Origin of the sequence: Candidatus Kuenenia stuttgartiensis, assembly GCF_900232105.1 — a bacterium.
Classification (GTDB): Bacteria; Planctomycetota; Brocadiia; order Brocadiales; family Brocadiaceae; genus Kuenenia; species Kuenenia stuttgartiensis_A.
The window spans coordinates 2,052,293-2,070,427 of record NZ_LT934425.1 but is presented as its reverse complement, the minus strand read 5'-3'; the positions used below and the strand labels follow the sequence as shown (position 1 = coordinate 2,070,427).

Annotated in this window: 15 protein-coding genes; 3 read left to right on the top strand and 12 right to left on the bottom strand. The window is 39.4% G+C overall.

Going from position 1 to position 18,135, the window contains the following annotated elements; genetic code table 11:
• Position 1: 1 nt before the first annotated feature.
• From KSMBR1_RS09475 to folK, 11 genes are all read right to left on the bottom strand, one after another.
• Complete coding sequence (locus KSMBR1_RS09475) at positions 2-493, bottom strand: ferritin family protein (RefSeq protein WP_099325110.1); 492 nt, start codon at positions 491-493, stop codon at positions 2-4.
• Between the two features lie 878 nt (positions 494-1,371).
• The gene (rpmA, locus tag KSMBR1_RS09470) at positions 1,372-1,620 is read right to left on the bottom strand and encodes a 50S ribosomal protein L27 (protein ID WP_099325109.1); all 249 of its coding nucleotides are present in this window, start codon (positions 1,618-1,620) and stop codon (positions 1,372-1,374) included.
• 133 nt (positions 1,621-1,753) lie between these two features.
• Positions 1,754-2,068, bottom strand: coding sequence for a 50S ribosomal protein L21 (rplU, locus tag KSMBR1_RS09465; RefSeq protein ID WP_099325108.1), 315 nt, complete (start codon positions 2,066-2,068; stop codon positions 1,754-1,756).
• Positions 2,069-2,108: 40 nt separating this feature from the next.
• Positions 2,109-3,638: an Rne/Rng family ribonuclease gene (locus tag KSMBR1_RS09460; protein WP_099325107.1), complete on the bottom strand. Its 1,530-nt coding sequence runs from the start codon at positions 3,636-3,638 to the stop codon at positions 2,109-2,111.
• Between the two features lie 3 nt (positions 3,639-3,641).
• Positions 3,642-4,385 (bottom strand): TIGR03936 family radical SAM-associated protein, encoded by a 744-nt coding sequence (locus KSMBR1_RS09455; RefSeq protein WP_157820504.1) that lies wholly within the window; start codon positions 4,383-4,385, stop codon positions 3,642-3,644.
• A 485-nt stretch (positions 4,386-4,870) separates the two neighbouring features.
• Positions 4,871-6,907, bottom strand: coding sequence for a phosphoenolpyruvate--protein phosphotransferase (gene ptsP / locus KSMBR1_RS09450; RefSeq protein WP_099325105.1), 2,037 nt, complete (start codon positions 6,905-6,907; stop codon positions 4,871-4,873).
• Between the two features lie 441 nt (positions 6,908-7,348).
• The gene (locus tag KSMBR1_RS09445; protein WP_099325104.1) at positions 7,349-7,819 is read right to left on the bottom strand and encodes a PTS sugar transporter subunit IIA; all 471 of its coding nucleotides are present in this window, start codon (positions 7,817-7,819) and stop codon (positions 7,349-7,351) included.
• 36 nt (positions 7,820-7,855) lie between these two features.
• The gene (gene hpf / locus KSMBR1_RS09440; protein WP_099325103.1) at positions 7,856-8,215 is read right to left on the bottom strand and encodes a ribosome hibernation-promoting factor, HPF/YfiA family; all 360 of its coding nucleotides are present in this window, start codon (positions 8,213-8,215) and stop codon (positions 7,856-7,858) included.
• 95 nt (positions 8,216-8,310) lie between these two features.
• Complete coding sequence (locus KSMBR1_RS09435; RefSeq protein ID WP_099325102.1) at positions 8,311-9,060, bottom strand: ComF family protein; 750 nt, start codon at positions 9,058-9,060, stop codon at positions 8,311-8,313.
• Positions 9,053-10,126 carry an LptF/LptG family permease gene (locus KSMBR1_RS09430; protein WP_099325101.1) on the bottom strand — a complete coding sequence of 358 codons (1,074 nt, stop codon included), beginning with the start codon at positions 10,124-10,126 and terminating at the stop codon, positions 9,053-9,055. Before KSMBR1_RS09430 ends, KSMBR1_RS09435 begins: the two co-directional genes overlap by 8 nt.
• Positions 10,127-10,141: 15 nt before the next feature.
• Positions 10,142-10,615, bottom strand: a complete 474-nt coding sequence (gene folK / locus KSMBR1_RS09425) for a 2-amino-4-hydroxy-6-hydroxymethyldihydropteridine diphosphokinase (RefSeq protein ID WP_099325100.1) — start codon at positions 10,613-10,615, stop codon at positions 10,142-10,144.
• Between the two features lie 685 nt (positions 10,616-11,300).
• Here folK and KSMBR1_RS09415 point away from each other — a divergent pair.
• Complete coding sequence (locus KSMBR1_RS09415; protein WP_099325098.1) at positions 11,301-11,960, top strand: protoglobin family protein; 660 nt, start codon at positions 11,301-11,303, stop codon at positions 11,958-11,960.
• A gap of 278 nt (positions 11,961-12,238) precedes the next feature.
• Here KSMBR1_RS09415 and KSMBR1_RS09410 read toward each other — a convergent pair whose 3' ends face one another.
• Positions 12,239-13,123, bottom strand: a complete 885-nt coding sequence (locus tag KSMBR1_RS09410; protein WP_099325097.1) for a hypothetical protein — start codon at positions 13,121-13,123, stop codon at positions 12,239-12,241.
• 503 nt (positions 13,124-13,626) lie between these two features.
• Between KSMBR1_RS09410 and KSMBR1_RS09405 the strand changes: the two genes are divergently transcribed.
• Together KSMBR1_RS09405 and KSMBR1_RS09400 are read left to right on the top strand one after the other, a co-directional pair.
• The gene (locus KSMBR1_RS09405) at positions 13,627-15,024 is read left to right on the top strand and encodes an alanine/glycine:cation symporter family protein (RefSeq protein WP_099325096.1); all 1,398 of its coding nucleotides are present in this window, start codon (positions 13,627-13,629) and stop codon (positions 15,022-15,024) included.
• Positions 15,025-15,998: 974 nt separating this feature from the next.
• Complete coding sequence (locus KSMBR1_RS09400) at positions 15,999-18,104, top strand: VWA domain-containing protein (RefSeq protein ID WP_099325095.1); 2,106 nt, start codon at positions 15,999-16,001, stop codon at positions 18,102-18,104.
• The last annotated feature ends 31 nt before the right edge of the window (positions 18,105-18,135 follow it).

Genomic DNA, 18,135 nt, shown 5'->3' with positions numbered 1-18,135 from the left:
TTTATATTTCCCAGGGGATCTCCTCGTCTGAAAAAAAGAATTCCTCGCCGGCAAGCATATCCAGCTCGGTCAAAGATTGATCTGCATGCATTTGTTCAGCGCTGGCAAGGGTTTCAAATAATTTTTTTTCTTCCGGTGTTTTGGCGGTAAAAGCGGCATTTTTGTAAAATTGGTATGCCTTATTTTCCGCCTTCGCAATAAGCCGTACAACATCAATGAGCGCTGCATTGTCGTCAAGTTTTTGTACATCAAGTCTGTTTTCATGCGAAGTGGTACTTTCAGGATCAAATGTTTTTCCATATGCCTCTTCATACCAGGAAGTAACTATTTCTTCATGTTCTTGTTCTGAGTCAGCCATCAGCTTTAAACGCTTTCTGGCATCTTCATTTTGTATTTGATCCCGCATTTTCAAATAAAATTTTTTAGATTTGTTTTCCTGCACAATAGCAGTTTCGAGTATTTTTTTCAATACATCGCTTTTCTCATTTACCATTTTTCCCCCAAAATACAGAGTTAATTTGTCAGGAGATCAAATACAATTGCAACAATTTGGTTTTTTGAAAAAGTAGGGGCGAAGCATTTGCCCGTTTGGGTATGAACTTATTTATAACAAATGCTTCGCCTCTACATTATTGCGGCAAACATCGCTATTAATGGTTTTTTTCAAAAAACTGAGGCGTTGCTTACAATTATATTTTGCATCTTAATTTTAATTGTTAGAAGTATACCATTTTAATGGATTTTTTTAAAAGATGAATTTTTTGAGAAAAAAAATGCCCGTTAACAATAAAAAAGAAATGAAATGGTGGATACCGTAAAGTCCGTGACCAGTATGGGAAGGTAATTCCAGGGACACTTTACTTTAATCCTGCGAACTAAAATCCAGAACGGCTGAAGTGCCTTTTTTGGTAACTATTCAGCGTAAACGATACACGGCTCGTTCCCAAACCTTGTACTGAACTTAGTGAAGTATCTGTTTGGGAACGAGTTGCGCTCTGATCTCCGGTAATTTAATAAATCGCGCCGGATAGTTACCTTTTTTGTCAAAAAGTGCCCAAGTGATTAATTATGATAATCGCGGAAGTGGATATGATATGGTCACTGTTTTTCAGGGAATTTATTTGGAATGCTAAACGAATACTTCTTTCGGATTTCGTGCTTGTTTAAACACTCGTTCCCAAGCTGTAGCATTTGGGAACGAGTGCGAAAATCAGTTCGTCATTAGAATTTGTTTCGGATTTCATGCTTGCCAGCTTAGGGGTGGGCAAACTATTATCAAGAAAGTACGTTTTTACAGAGTAATACTATATTACCACTCCAAATCTAAAAGAAATGGAGAAATTGATTTTATGGTGAAAATAAACAGCCTATTTAATTAGTGGCAGGATATACACTTATACGGCGTTTCGTGTCAAATTTCACCACGCCTTCTATCATGGAAAAAATCGTATAATCTCTCCCAAGTCCCACATTTTTGCCTGGCCTGAATTTAGTGCCGCATTGACGAACTATGATTGAGCCGGTTATCACGGATTGGCCGCCAAATTTTTTAATGCCTCTCATTTGGGGGTTGCTGTCTCTTCCATTCCTTGAAGAACCTTGTCCTTTTTTATGTGCCATTTTTTTCTCCTCTTAAATTAACCATACGGGCAGACACGGACAAACATGTTGTCCGCGCCACCCTGAAAAACTACGTTTATACAAAATGTACTTCCCGTGTATTAAAATAGTATCTGCACTATTTCCCGGATTGCTACCCGGCAATTATCTCTTTTACCTTGATCTTTGTGTATCTCTCACGATGTCCGCGTTTTCTCATAGACGCTTTTCTCCTTCGAAACTTTATCGTCACGCATTTTTTATCTTTTATTACACCTTTTACCTCCGCAACGACCTTTGCATTTGCAGCGCTTCCAAATGTTGCATTTCCGGATTCATCTGAACAAACCAGCACATTGTCAAACTCCAGATCATCTCCAACTTTGGCATCCGCCTTTAAATCAATACAAAACTGTTCTCCGGTTCTCACCTTATATTGTTTGCCCCTGTCGTTTATAATAGCATACATCTCTTTATTTCTCCTCCTTGTCTTAAAACTGAATTAAAAATTATACGGTAACGGGTTCACCCTTATTATCAAAATAACGAATATCTATTTTGCCATATTCATTTGCTGTATCGGTAAAAATAACTATTTTTTTGTTATACGCATCTTCAATCTCCGCCATTTGTTTTCTTTTCTGATTCTGTAAATAATCGACTACGTCATTATTTGAAGTTATTTCAATCCTTACGACTTGAGGTAAATGTAAAGCAAATTTTACATCTCTCATGATATTTAAACACAGAGATTCTACTGTTTTTGCGTAGCCTGTTCCGCAGCAAAATTTGCATTCTTCAAACAAAACGTCTCTCAGACTTGGCCGGATTCTCTGTCTGGTGATTTCAATTGTACCAAATTTTGACATTTTCAGCATCTTTGTTCTTGCGCGATGCCTCTTCAACGAATCCGCAATTGCCTTCTCAACCGCCTGGATATGTTTTTCATTCCGCATATCGATAAAATCAATAACAATTACTCCCCCTAAATCCCGCAGTCTTATTTGGCGTGCAATTTCTTTTGCCGCAATCATATTCGTCCTGAACGCCGTCTCTTCGGGATCGCATTTCCCTTTATATTTACCGCTATTCACATCAATCGCAACTAATGCTTCTGTCTGTTCAAGAACGATTGATCCGCCATGCAGCAACGGAATTTTTCGCGAGTTTATTTCTTCAATGGCATTTTCAATTCCAAAATTATGAAATAATGGCTTCTCTTTGTTGTAGAATTTAAGCTGTTTTTCATATTTAGGCATTATTATCCGCAGGAACTCTCGTGTTCTCTTAAAAACAGATTCTGAATCTACAATGATTTCATTTATATCCTGGCTAAATATATCACGAATTACGCGAATCACCAGGTCGCTTTCCTGATAAATTACGCCTGGCGCGTCAATCTCTTTCGACTTTTTACAGATATTCTTCCATAGTTTCAACAGATAATGAAAATCTTTCTGTAGTTCTCTCTTTGTTTGTTGTACACCGGCGGTTCGAACTATAAAACCAATATTCTTCGGGGGATTTAAGCTTTCAAGGATTTTCTTTAACCTTTGTCTCTCTTCTTCCTCGGTTATTTTCTTGGAAACGCCGTAACGCTTTACTTCCGGCATTAAAACCAGATATCTGCCCGGCAAACTTATATAGGTGGTCAAACTGGGTCCCTTTGTCCCAAGGCTTTCCTTTGTTACCTGAACAAGTATCTCCTTACCTTGTTGCAAAACATCGCGTATCCGATGGTGTCTTACAGGGGGGGGATCCGCTTCTTCTCCCTGATTCTTTCCTTCTGACGGAACCAACACATCCGAAGCATGGAGAAATCCGTTTTTTTTGAGCCCTATATCAACAAATGCCGCTTCCAGGTTTGGTTCTATATTAACCACTCTTCCTTTGTAAATATTCCCTGCAATCTGCTCACGTGAGCTTCTTTCAATATACAATTCCTCAAGAATGTTGTTTTCTAATATAGCGATACGACACTCTTCAGGTTCAATCGCATTTATAAGCATCCTTGTTTTCGTTTTCGTTGTTTTTTCCATTCTTTATACAGAAGAGATATCCACTTCCGTCCTGATAATTTCAAAAAGCTCGTTATTTATATCGACCCCAAGGGCACTTACGACTTCTTCAGGCCTCGGCATACCATCCGGCGTCAATCGGAAAGTTAAAAACAGGGCTTCGTTCTCCCGCCAGATTTTTTGAACAGAAGATCTGATTTCTACGGATTTTTGCACCTCTTTTTTCATGCGTTTTATTACGATAGAATGTTCATTCCAGAAATCTTCAATTTTTAAGGTTTGCAGAATATCTTTATTTTTAAAAATAATCTTATATGTCACATTATCAACAGCGCCTCTTTCCGATAGCGGTATCTGCCGGGCCGAAACAATGCGAATCCCTTCCGGCAATTGCCTCCGGAACCGTTCCGCCAGTAACTCAAGCGGTTCATGATGGAGCAACTCCAATTCCAAAATTTCATCTTCTCCGCTCATGCCAACACCAAGCGCTAACGGCATGGATATTTTTGGGTGAGGATTAAAACCTTTGGACATTGCGATGGGGATATTTGCTCTTCGTATTATCCGTTCAATGGTTCTCATCAAATCATTATGGGAAATAAACCGAATATCCCCCGATTTGGAAAAACGAATGCGTATTTTTTCTCCTATGGCCAGCCATCCTTCATAAAACAGTGAGGTGAAAAAAACAACTTTACCGTAAAGATATACATTCTTAAACTGGCATAGCCAGGACCAAACAAGTACTAAATAAAAAATACGAAACACGAAGCGCGAAGCACGAAGCACGAAACAAATTCAAAAATACAAAATCCCAATGAACAAAACCGTAACACTTTAGTTTTTTGAAAAACCGGGTTTTTAAATAGTTAAAATTTGTAACTATTCAGCGTAATTTATTAAACTACCGGAGATCAGAGCGCAACTCGTTACCAAACCACAGTTTGGGAACACAATTGCACTGGAAACTTTGTTTCCAGTGCGTGTCAGACTTGACGAATTACAAACTGTCTTAACCCTGTGATTTTATTCCCTATCTATCAGCAAACAGGCGAGAAACCGGAGTTTCTCGAACAAATGCATTCCCAAACTGGAGTTTGGGAACGAGCCGTGTATCGTTTACGCTGAATAGTTACTAAAATTTAGAATTTGTTTAGAATTTCGTATTTAGCTTTCGGGTTTCACTATTAAATATTTTGCCAAAAAACACGCACTGACGAATGGAAGTGTGCAAGGAGATTACTGATAAAGTATTAATATACTTCCGGTAAAATTTTTCTTACAAAATCATTAAGATATTTTTTGGTTTTTTCCGGATTGTCAAACTTAAATACAGTTTCCGCCACTTCCCTGGCTTCTTCAAAAGAAACAGACCGGATAATCTTTTTCATCTCGGGTATGATTGTTGCGGGAGCGACGCTAAACTCTTTCAGACCAAGCCCTACAAGGGGGATCGTATATTCCAGTTCCCCTCCCATTTCGCCGCAAATTCCAACAGGAATATCATTTTCATGTGCAGATTTTATCGCAAATTTCAAAAACCTTAAAATCGCCGGATGTACAGGACAATATAAATATGCCACCCGTTCGTTGTTTCTATCAACCGCCAAAGAATATTGGATAAGATCGTTTGTGCCTATGCTAAAAAAATCGCATTCTTTTGCCAACATGTCTGAAATCATAACAGAAGAGGGGACTTCCAGCATCGTTCCCATTTTGACGTTTTTATCAAAGGAAATATTCTCTTTGTCCAGATCTTCCATCGTCTCATACACCATCTGTTTTGCCCGTCTCAGTTCCTGGATGGATGAAATTAAGGGAAACAATATTTTCACCTCTCCCAGAGCAGAGGCTCTCAGCAAGGCTCTAAGCTGTATTTTAAATATGGAAGGGTTTTCAAAACAATAACGTATAGAACGACACCCAAGGAAAGGATTTCCCTCTTTTCTATGTTCCAGGTATGGCAGCTTATCTGCACCTAAATCAAGCGTTCTGATGATAACAGGTCTTCCCTTTAGTTCCTGAACAACGGTAGTGTATGCCTCCAAATGCTGCTCTTCTGTCGGAGGCGTTGGAGAATTCAAATAGAGAAACTCCGTTCTGTAAAGGCCTATCCCTTCCGCACCGTAGTTTAAATTTACACCTATTTCCCGTGGAAATTCAATATTGCCGAAAATGGAAATATGTCTTCCATCCGCCGTGGTGGAAGGTTGGTCTTTTAGTTCTATCGCCAGTTTTTTCTCAAAAACATCGATACTCTTTACCTTACTTTGGTACGTTGCTAACGTCTCATCGTCTGGCCTGACAATTACCAATCCCCGGTTTCCGTCTACAATTACGATATCACCTCCAAAAACATCCGAGGTAACAGTGCCAAGCCCTACCACTGCAGGAATCCCCAATGCACGCGCAACGATTGCCGTATGAGAAGTACGTCCTCCGCCATCGGTGGCAAAACCCTTCACTTTTTGAGGATCAAGCATGGCCGTTTGGGAAGGGGTAAGGTCGTGCGCCACTAAAACTACTTCTTCCTCAAGATTTTTAAGTTCTTCCCTCTTTTCACCCAACAAATTTCTTAAAAGACGGCGTTCAACATCAAAGATATCTGTTACCCTTTCCGCCAGGTATGAATCTTTAATATCCTGAAATTTCCTGATATATACACGCAAGGCGAGAGAAACTGCAAATTCAGGCGTAAAGTTGGTTTTCCGAATCCGTTTTATAATTTCATCTTTCAACCGTGCATCCTGCAAAACCATTCTGTGAGTGCCGAAAATGGACCCTATTTCAGAACCTAAATTCTCAGAAACCTTCTTTTCCAAATCCTCTATTTCTTTTTTAGAGGCATCGATCGCTTTTTCGAGTCTGCAAACCTCATCTTCAACTGCCTCATTTTTTATGACGTGGCGTGGTATCCGGAAGCCTTCGCTCTCAAACAAAAAAGCCTGCCGGATCACAACCCCCGGTGAAACGGCTATGCCTTTTCGGATTTCCATAAATTCTTCTTCAAACTTGCTATTCACCAGTTCTTCCAGAGCGTCCAGCGCTTCTGCACAATCCACCCCTTTCGCACTTATTAATAACTCCGTGCCATTTTCCGCACCAAGCGTTAAAAGCTCAATGATGCTTTTGCCATCAATATTTTTACCCTTTGCTTCCACGCGTATCTCAGAAGTATATTTATTGGCAATTTCGGAAAATTTGGTTGCAGGCCGCGCGTGCAGGCCATTTGAATTCCATATCTTCACTTTCCGTTCAGATATTTTGGAGTTTACAAAGAAAAAATCCATTATACGCTTCTCTACAAAACTACAATAAAATACTGTATCTAAATAAATGGTAATGCTTGAAAAACAGGAGAATAATGCTCTTTCACTCTTGCGATAGCTTGTCCGTCGCCATGCAAAAAATTAGTCCGACAGCCGTTCGCCATAATAGCTTATCAGTAATTTCTTTGCACACTTCCATTCGTCAGTGCGTGCTTTTTGGCAAAATGTTTAATGGTGAAACCCGAAAGCTAAATACGAAATTCTAAACAAATTCTAAATTTCAACTATTTAAAAACCCGGTTTTTCAAAAAACTAAAGTGTTACGGTTTTGTTCATTGGGATTTTGTATTTTGGAATTTGTTTCGTGCTTCGTGCCTCGTGCCTCGTATTTTTTATTTAGTACTTGTTTGGTTCCGGTTATGCCAGCGTGGGTATTGAGGAATAAAAGCACCCTGCTGAGTATTACACCTGAATACCGTCTACTTCCTTCAGTGTATCTACCATCCCTTCAATGCCTTTTGCTTCACGCATAAAGCGACGGAAATCATCATCTCTGATTGCGGTAGATATTTTCTCTAAAGCGGCGAGATGTGACCCGGTGGAATCGGTGGGGGAAAGCAGCAAAAAAAACAGGAATACTGGTTCGCCGTCCAATGCATTAAAATCGACCCCTTTTGCAGAACGGGCCACAGAACCTATAACATTTTTTATACTTTCATGCTTTGTGTGGGGTACGGCCACTCCCTTGCCTATGCCCGTACTTCCTAATTCTTCCCTTTTCATAAGGGCTTCAATAATCCTTCCAACATCTTTTGCATCGATTTTTTTCGCATCACGAAGAGCACATACCATCTCCCTGATGACTGCTTCTTTTTCAACGGACTGTATTTCTGTTATAATCGCCTCAGATACAATAAAATCAGTTAATTTCATTACCCTTGCACCCCCAATAAGTATTCTTTTATACCTCTATACCTCTTGTTTGCCTTCAGATTCTGCGACTTCTCCAATAGAATGCTTCTTTTGACGAACAATTTTAGATTCTATTTTCCCCTTGTGTTTTTTCAATTGCGCAACTACTTTATCCACAACAATATCTATAGAACGATACATGTCTGTATTTGACGCCTCTGCCACAATCGTGGGTCCTCTTGAAACATTGACAACCATTTCGACAAGATGGCTGCTATCCCCCCCTATGTCAAGCGTTACCTGTACATGCAAAATCCATTCGAAAAATTTTTTTATTTTTTCAGCTTTTTGCAAGGCATAATTTCTTATTGCTTCCGTAATATCCAAATGTCTGGCAACTATTGTTATATTATCCAAAGCACAATTCCTTTCTTTAAATAAAAAATATTCACTTAAAACCTTTACATTTTACTGATATAAGACTTTCCGTCAAGGAAATTAAAGCAGAATACCTAATTCTTATACTCTGCAATTGCAAAAACAAACAAATGTATGGATTTGGCCCCTGTTTTTTTCAGTTTTTTTGCGCACTCACGCATGGTTAAGCCAGTAGTGAGAACATCGTCCACCAATAATACCCTTTTTCCCTTCATTATTGCCGGGTTTTTAATAAAAAACGCCTTTTGGACATTTGAATATCTTTTGCTTTTAGATAATCTTGTTTGTGAAGTAGTGTTTTTGATTCTGATAAGGTTATTTACGGAGAAAGGCGTTAAAAAAGCCCGATGAATTTCACGCGCTATAAGCTCTGATTGATTGAAGCCTCTCTGCAATTTCTTTCGCCAATAAAGGGGTACCGGTACAATAATATCTATTTCCCGCATAAGTTCCCCAAGTTTTTTGTTTTTCCGCAGAAAGTCCCCTATTGCCTTATATAAGAAACGCTGTCTTTCATATTTATATTTATGTATTAAAGCTTTAATCGCACCATCATAATATGCAATTGCCGTTAATGAATCATGGTAAAGATGCTCTGACCGGCAAAAAGCACAGCCTTTTACCTCAGACGCGACGGAATACTGCCCTAAAACACTCCCACACCGAATACAATGTCTCTCATTTACAAATGGAATATTTTTCCTGCATGTACCGCAAATATACTGCTCGCAATGGTAATTTATATTCCTATTGCAATAGAGGCAAATCCGCGGATAGAATACGTCTAATAATGCCTGTACATAATTATTAATCGCATTAAGCATTCATCATATCAAAAAAGAATATTCCCACAGACCCAAAAAGTACAATGGGCATCCATGCCGCCAATACGGGGTGAACCATTCCCGTATTGCCAAGATTGGAACAAATAAAAGACACCGCATAAAACACCCCACAGGCAAGGATACACAAACTTACGCGCAAAAAAATGTTTTTACTCATTCTTTCAAACCCAACAACAAGAGGTATTCCCAAAAAAAGCAACACAATATGCGTAAGCGTATAGGCAATTCTTGAATGAAACAATACCTTATTCTTCGGATTATCGGGTTCCTTTTCGCATAATTCATTTAACTGTTCAAGGCTTAACAAACTGGAATCTAATTTTTTCTTTCCAAGTTCTAATGGAGTTACGGAGGATACGAACTCAAGCGTATCCAACCGATGAACCGGAGCCACCCATCTCCCCCGTTCGTCATAAACATGTTTTAATATCTTGCTTAATACCCACGTGTTATTTCCAATCCATTCCGCTTTCTTTGCATTAAGGGTGAATCTTTTCTTTCCATTTTCATCCCGCGAAAGGATAAACACAGAATCCATTTTTTGCGTTTTATTACTATATTTCCATATTCTGATTAATGCATTGTTTTCATCATCATGCACAAGCAGGTTCCGTTGAACGTCGCTATCAAAGGTATTTTGCTGCATAGCCTCCAATTTTTCAGCAAACCGGGGAACAATCCATTCCTGATCGCCAAACGACGCAAACCCCATAAACACCGTCACGACAAATATGGGCAGCAATATTCGGTATAGTGAAATTCCCGCAACCTGCATCGCCAGTATTTCCTTGTTTCTGGATAGTCTGACCAGTACAATGCCCACCGCAACTAAAGTAATGGCAGGAAAAAATTGCGTGATTATCACCGGAAAGAGGTAGGCATAATAACGCGATGCAACGCCAAATGAATTTATTCCCATCTCCAAAAAATCATCCAGCTTTTGAAGAAGGTCAATAATAACATATGTGCCTGAAATAATGAGGAGACACAAAAAAAATGTTGGGAAAAACGCTTTTAACAGGTATCTGTCCAGCCTTGAAAACATGTAATTTCGCAAACCTTATTGGTTAAAAGTTTTAAACTCCTGATATATCTGAAGTATTGTTTTTTTTAAAACGGGATGTACCATATCTGGCGCTATTTCAACGAGAGGTTCCAGCACAAATATTCTTTCATGCATCAAGGGATGAGGAATTTTTAGTTGATCATCTTCCACAATTCTGTCGCCAAAAAGCAAGATGTCGATATCTATGGTTCTAGGTCCCCATTTTTCCTTACGTATCCTGCCCATACGCAATTCTATATGCTGAAGTTTTTCCAGCAATTGGTGGGGTGTTAGTGATGTTTGCAATTCAAGAGCCGCATTTAAAAACATCGGCTGTAGAGGTCCCCCAAGAGGGGCTGTTTCATAAAAGCGCGAAATTTTTAAGGTGTGAATATCTTCAGACGCACTCATATACTCATAAGCGTTCCTTAAATTTCTCTCCCTATTGCCCAAATTCGCACCTAAAGCAATATATACCGTTTCAAGCACCCTATTATTTCCCGTTTCCGTTTTCTATTTACTCTCCTAAAAAAACGGAGAAAGAATGTTTCCATGCTTTTTATGATACCTTTGCAGGAAAACGCCATGCAACCTTTCTGTGGGTCGTTATTTTGATATAAGAACCGCTGGTAAAGCAAAATGCCTTTTTCAATTGCTTTAAATGTTAACAAAATCCAGCACGTATCAAAAGTTTATTCATGCGTTTTCATAAAAACATCAAAATCTCATGCCTTTTTCAAAAAACTAAATTGTTACAAATATTCACTAATTGCCTTTTTTCAAAAAACCGAAAAAGTACCCTATGAAAACAGCACCAATTAAGAAGGCAGGAGTAGCGAAATTATTTCGCTGTTTTTTTATCCCGGAATGCATTCTCCGAAAAAATTTCGATTCTTTTGTTTTTCCCCTAGGTGTTTTAAATAATCAACTATGCCTGCCATAAGAGGATTACATCCGTAAATCTTTTGTAGCTATTAAGTTAAGAAATCGGCAAAAATATGGATTTTTTTAGGCACGATGATTGCTTATTACAAAACGCAGATATCGTATTTATATTACATTTTAGACTAATCAGGAGGTGCAGTGGGAAGAGATTCAGTGGAAAGGTTATTTTGTTATTTGAGATTATTTGGACTATTTACTTTTTTAACTTAGTTGTAAGGAGCGTAACGTAATGGCAACAGCAATGGCAGAAGCGTGGATGAAGACTTTTCCAATGGAAGCAAAAAATAAAAGATCGACAGGCAAATCATCCCGTATCCTGGATGTGCCGGCATTTAATAATGCATGGAATATTTACAGGGATACGAGTATGGATATAATGAAGCGATTTGAATATATGTCGAAATGCCTGGATTTCAATGACAAGGATACTGCGGCGATTAAGCAATCGGTAGAGGAATTTGTTGCGCCAAATCTGGAGAAAATCCTTGATCATATCTATTGGGAAAAACTGGTTAATGACCCATGGTTGTCAAGATGGTTTATGGATGAAACAGGGAATATCTCTGATGAATACGTAAAGGTGCGAAGGGCAAGACAAAAAATATTTATCCTGAAAATCGTTGAATGCAAGTGGGATGAGGAATTCTGGAATTATGTGAGATGGGTTGGCGCAGTGCATGTTCCGATCTTTGGAAATGAGGATTTGTACATACCCATGAGACTAAACCTGGCACTCTGGGGGTACATTCATCAATACTTGTTTAACCTTTTGGCAGAGGCATATAAAAGTGAACCGGAAAAACTACAGAAATTTACTACCGCATGGACAAAGCTGTTTTGGTTGATAATTGATGTGTATCATATTGATTATTTCGCGCCATGGATGTAATGTAGGCTGGTTGTAAAGGCAAAAGAAATACGGAGAGCGGGATTGTGACACCCACTTCGTTTTTTGAAATATCTCCATAAGAACAAAGTTTTACAGACCTGTGTAAGGGACAATGCATTTGCCGGTATGGACAAGGGAACCTCGTAAAATACTGCAACCCGCGACACTATTCCCGGCAAATGCCTCTTACCCCTATAAGATGGCACGCCAGAAGCAGGCATGAGAACAGTTTTCAGTCTGCAATCCTCAATCTGCAATTTGCCGACTGTTGTTGCCGACTAAGGTGCCGGCGTTGCGCCCTGTTGCCCCATATTTTCTTTGCCGTTTGCCATATCTTCTAATTCTTTTGACATGCCTTCAGCAAGAGACCTGCCCATACCTTCACCGCTATTTTTCACTGCCTCTCCAATGCCTTCTATGACTTCTCCCATAGCGCCTCCAAAAACAGACATCATGGTAAGATCGGCATCCACTTTCCATTGATTTTTTTCTTTAACAAGGATTGTTTGCAGTGGAATACTTATTTGGGATCCATCCTTTTGTGTATTCAACATGGTTTCTATTGTTGCCTTATCATTGTCAGCAACGATATCTCCAAAAGTTACATGGTTGCTACTGTCATCTATATTTTTGTTGATGGTCAAATTTTTCCCGCTTGCCATGGTTGCAAAAGTCTTTGCGGTGTCAAGGTTATTTTCTAACAATGCGTCCCAGAAACCCGCGGCAATGTTTCTGACAACGGCATGAATTGTTTCGTCATGGATACTCCCGTCAGGGGCAGATGTGCGCCTGTGCCCTGCGTTATCATTGTAACTAACATCTGCTTCCTTTCGTCCTCCGGAAATTTGATTATGTTCTGAACCGCCGACACTTGTGTCTGAAGAGTCTGGAAAGCTCTTGCTGAGGCAAGCAACTCCCTCTTCCACGGAGCTAATTTTTTGCATAAGAGCATCCTGGCTGTTTGCGAGTATCTCTATTTCATTATGTATCATGTTTACATCTTTAACGAGAATGGTGACGGATTTGGACAAATCATTCATTCTTTTTTCCAGCATCTGTGACCGCGTTTCATCATAAATGCTTTGTTTTTGCAAAGCACTGCAACCAAAAATAAAAATTATTGGCAGGCAAGGAGTTATACGTTTAATCCATTCTATCTTCATGGTTTATTGTGTTTAGAAAGGGTTGAGGCGATTACGCATTGCTTTTATAAAAACGAACGCGTAAACAGAAATTATTTATAGTCAGCCTGGTTTCAGGGGATGAGGCATTGACCCGATTCATACGCATACGCAAATTTTTTTTAGTTATTTTTGCAAATTATAATAAAATAACTAATAATTAGGGACTTTTACCATATTCCTTTTAAAAACACAATGAAAACATCCAGGCAGGGGGGGGCGAAGCATTTGCCTGCATAGAAGATAAGGACGTAAAATGTTGTACACGCGCTAACCCTGTGCTTCAGTAATTTCTTTGCATTTTTTTGCAAAATTTTTAATGGTGAAATCCGAAAATACGAATCCACCCTCTGCACCCCAGCCAGCGTGGGACATTGTCTCCCTTTGGAGGCGATAAGGGGGAAGGATTTTGGAATTTGTTTCGTATTTCATATTTTTTGCTTATTTTGGTGCTGGCTATGCCAGCTTAGGATGAGGAGTGAACAATGGGAAAATGCCTTGAGACGTTTAACGGTTATGTATGGGGCTTACCTCTTATGGCGCTCCTAGTGGGGACAGGACTGTATTTAACGTTTCGGTTATTGTTTGTTCAGCTCAGGGGGTTCACTCACGGAATAAAAGTGCTTCAGGGTAACTATGATGATGTGCGGGATCCGGGGGAAATTACCCACTTTCAGGCGCTTGCCACAGCCCTTTCCGCGACCATTGGCACCGGGAACATTGTCGGAGTAGCTGCAGCAATATTGATGGGAGGGCCTGGCGCCGTATTCTGGATGTGGATTACCGCACTTGTCGGCATGGCGACAAAGTTTACCTCCTGTTCGCTTGCCGTGCATTTCAGGCGTATTGATGAAAACGGAGAGGCGCATGGGGGACCCATGCATTTTATTGAGATTGGCATGGGAGCAAAATTCAAATGGCTTGCGGTGTTATTTGCCTTCTTTGCGATTATGGCAAGTTTTGGCAGCGGAAATATGTTTCAGATCAATAATGTTGTGGTAAGCCTGAACGAACTTATTCGTGGCAGCAGCGAGCCAAACCTATTGTTTAATATCATTGTGGGGTTTATTATTGCGATACTGGTGGGTCTTGTAATTATCGGCGGTATTAAAAGTGTGGGACGTGTGGCCTCAAAGATTGTTCCATTTATGTGTATCTTTTACGTTATCGGCGGGATTATTATTTTAGGCATACATTATTCAGCAGTTCCCTCCGGATTGTATACGATATTTTATTATGCCTTCCACGCCCCTGAGTCGATAGCGGGAGGTATACTTGGAAGTGTGATTCGCTCCGGAGTTTCCAGGGGGCTTTTTTCTAACGAAGCGGGACTTGGTTCCGCCGCGATTGCGCACGGGGCGGCAAGGACAAAGGAACCTATCCGGGAGGGGCTTGTCGCCATGCTTGGCCCGTTTATTGATACTATTTGTATTTGTTCCATGACGGCACTCGTTATCATTGTAACAGGCGCCCATGAGGTATGTCATGTAAAAGGTGAATTAACCGGCATGGCGTTTTCGATGGGCATTGGCAACAATATAGGCGCGAAGTTTGTCGCCGCAAGCATCATATTCTTTGCGTTTTCCACCCTGATTTCGTGGTCGTATTATGGCGACCGTGCAGCAGACTACCTTTTTGGAAAGAAGGCCGTTCATCTGTACCGCATAAGCTACCTTGGATTCATCCTCCTTGGCGCCACTGTGAAAATAGACCCCATTATCAATTTCTGTGATTCTATGAACGGCCTTATGGCAGCGCCAAATCTTATAGCGCTTACGGTGCTTTCCCCTGTAGTTGCTTCTCTTGCGAAGGATTATTTCAGACGGATGAAGTCCCCAAAAGAAAGGGTGGTGTCATTAGGATTAGATGCTCCGGCAAATTAGATCGAAACCCAACGTGAACATTTACAGCATTTGATTTACGATTTACTTAGTAATTTTTTTCCGGAACATGGAGTATAAGACAACAATATCCTTACAGCCTTTATTGCCTATTCTGCATTGCCACTCTCTAATTCATCATGCCGTTTCTTTGAACACCGATTCGCCTTCTTTTTATCTTGACCCCAAAATTTGTTTTATCTCTAAAAAATTACTGCCAAAAGCAACCTAACTTCAGAACACAGGCTTAAAGAGAAGTTTATCGATGTTGATTTAGCAGCAACCATGATGGAAATGCGTAATTCCGATTTTTTCCATTGTTTTTTGTCAGCCGGGGACATTGTAAATGGCGGATTATTGCTCCTTAAAAATCGATTGCAGAATTTATGATTAATAATTACAATGGCGAACTCAATTGATAACGTCGAAATTTCCGCAGTTTAAAAAAAACATGTGCCATAAGTTGTTAGTATGGTTAAATAGAATTTTTTAAAAATTTTGGCAACTATGGATTTTTCAACAGAGCCTATACAGGTATATTGAGGGATAGATGATATTTTTAATATTATTTGATAGAGAGTGGCTATTGTCCATATTGTTTGGCACAAGCTTAATATTGAATATAAAACAATTCGAAACTATTCATTAGTAATATATTAAGCAACCGAAATACAACAGGCCTGAAGAGCAGAAAGCATATAACCAGGACTGCACCCCTGGCTATATACACTAACAGCCTTTCAGTCCTAACCTTGAAATTCCTAAACGTTAAACCATGGCTTGCAAGCCTTAACCCGTATGAAAAACCGGAGTTTCCCAGATAAATGTGTTTCCAAACTGATAATTCGGCAGGCTCAACACAGGGTTTGAGAACAAGCGGGGGTGCAGCCGTAATGTTTACGCTGAATAGTTACAATGATTCAATAATTTTGAATAATTGTTTAAAAAATTGATACAAGAAAAGGAGTTTTGAAAAAATGTCATATATACCGAAAGATAATAGCGAAAAGAAAAAACCATATAGGACAAAGAAGAAAAAAAAATTTATTTACATTACCATTGCTTTAATATTTATTGCAATACTGATTATTTTGTTGCGCAGAGATGCACCGCCAATACTTGAAATCTCTCCAATCAGTTTGAATTTTGGAGACAAACAAACAGAGATGGAATTTACTATTAAAAATACGGCAAAGGCTGAAGGTTTTTTTCGTCCGGACGTTAAAAATCTAAATTTTGAAATCGAGAACAAAAAAACCCCCCATTGGCTTACCATTAAACCTGTAACCGGCGCTATAAAGGAAACCCCGGGAAAAATTAGCGTAAAGATAGATAGAAACTTGATGTCCTATGGTAGTTCTATGGATGAATTAAGGATTTTCACAAATGCAGGGGATGCTAAAGTTCGAATACTAGTGCAAAAAAGTGAAGAAAGATTAACCCTTATATCTCCGGCAGCAAGCACTTCATTATCCGTAGGTGATAACAGGTCAATAGAATGGACGGCAACTTCAGGCGTAAGCGAAAGTGTAAACATTTTTCTCTATTCAAAAGAAGAAAAAATTGGAACCATTGCGGACAATTATAATTTCAGGAAAGATGATACTTCCAAAGGATCATTTCTCTGGAAAGTTGATGATTTTATCCGGGAGGGGGATGATTATGCAATTCGGGTAGAAGATGCCGGAAATCCGGCATTATTTGATGAAGTCCGTCCCATAAAGATCCTACAGCCTGTTCGGAATATAAAGATATTAAATCAAACAACAGACCATCAGATTCCCAACACGATACAATTTATATTCTCATTAAGAGACCAGAGCAATCACGCTATTTTATTTGACCCTAATAAAGTTGTCCGGAAAAACATAAGGATTTGGGAAAACGGAACGGAGATTGATTATCTGGAGAGCCATGCACTTCTTTACACACAAGACGATTTTCAATTACAGGTTATGATAGTTCTGGACTATTCAGCATCAATGTATGAAAAGAACGGGGATATTACCCGGATGGCACTAAGCGCTAAAGATTTAATAGAAAGTCTTAATGATACACATCAGGTAGGTGTGGTTGAGTTCCATAGACCCGATGAACCTCCTGCAATTCTACAAGATTTTACGACGTATAAGAATGCCGCCATAGAAGCCGTTAGCCAGTTTAGTTCCGGCAAGATTTACCGGGATTTTTCGAGTTGCTGGGATGCGGTGCTAAAAGGATTAAAACAATTCCCGGAAAAACCAGACCCAGATATTTTTAAAACCCTCGTATTCTTATCTGACGGATTTGACAATAGCAGTTTTAATACTCCCGGTAATGTTATATCCCTGGCAAAAGAGAGGGACGTTCACATCTATATACTGGGAATAGGGAGAGGCAGCGAAGAGGAGGTGTTAAAAAATATCGCACTGGAAACCGGAGGTACTTATGTTCATGCTGAAAATATAGCCGTATTCCGAGAAAGATTTAAACAAACAATCAAAGATATAAAAGGTCAATATAAAATAAAATATATTACTCCCAAAAAACCGGAGGATGGAAAATTTATTGTAAAAAACGAAATTACTTACGGTGGCATTACCGGCACACCTTTATTGCATGACGAAGTAGAACCTTCTTCTATCTTTGGGAGGACTATAGAAGGAATCATACGCTTTTCCACACCTTCTGTTATTAAATATAATCAGGCAGAAATATTTATATGGTGCGAACATGTACCAAGGTATATCAATGAATTTCGCTTTTGGATAGGGCTGGAGAAGCCTTATAACGTGATACTTACATCATCTTATGATGGTGGACTCTGCCAAAATTGGATATTAAGCAAAGATCCTGATGGCTGGTACCGTCTATCATCCCCGGACAAAACAGACCCCCGCTATAACCTTGAATTTGGAGACTTCGGAACTCTTTGTAAGATAGTGGTTGCCGATATTAATGAGAAAGGATTTGCCATTCCTTTTAAATTGGATAATTCAATCTATGATATGGGGCAAGTATTTCATGAGGAGGGGAAAAGATCTCAGTCAAAAGATTTTTCTACCATCATTTCCGTTGGAAATGCCGTTGAATGGATACCATAATCAGTAATTTCTTTGCATTTTTTGGCAAAAT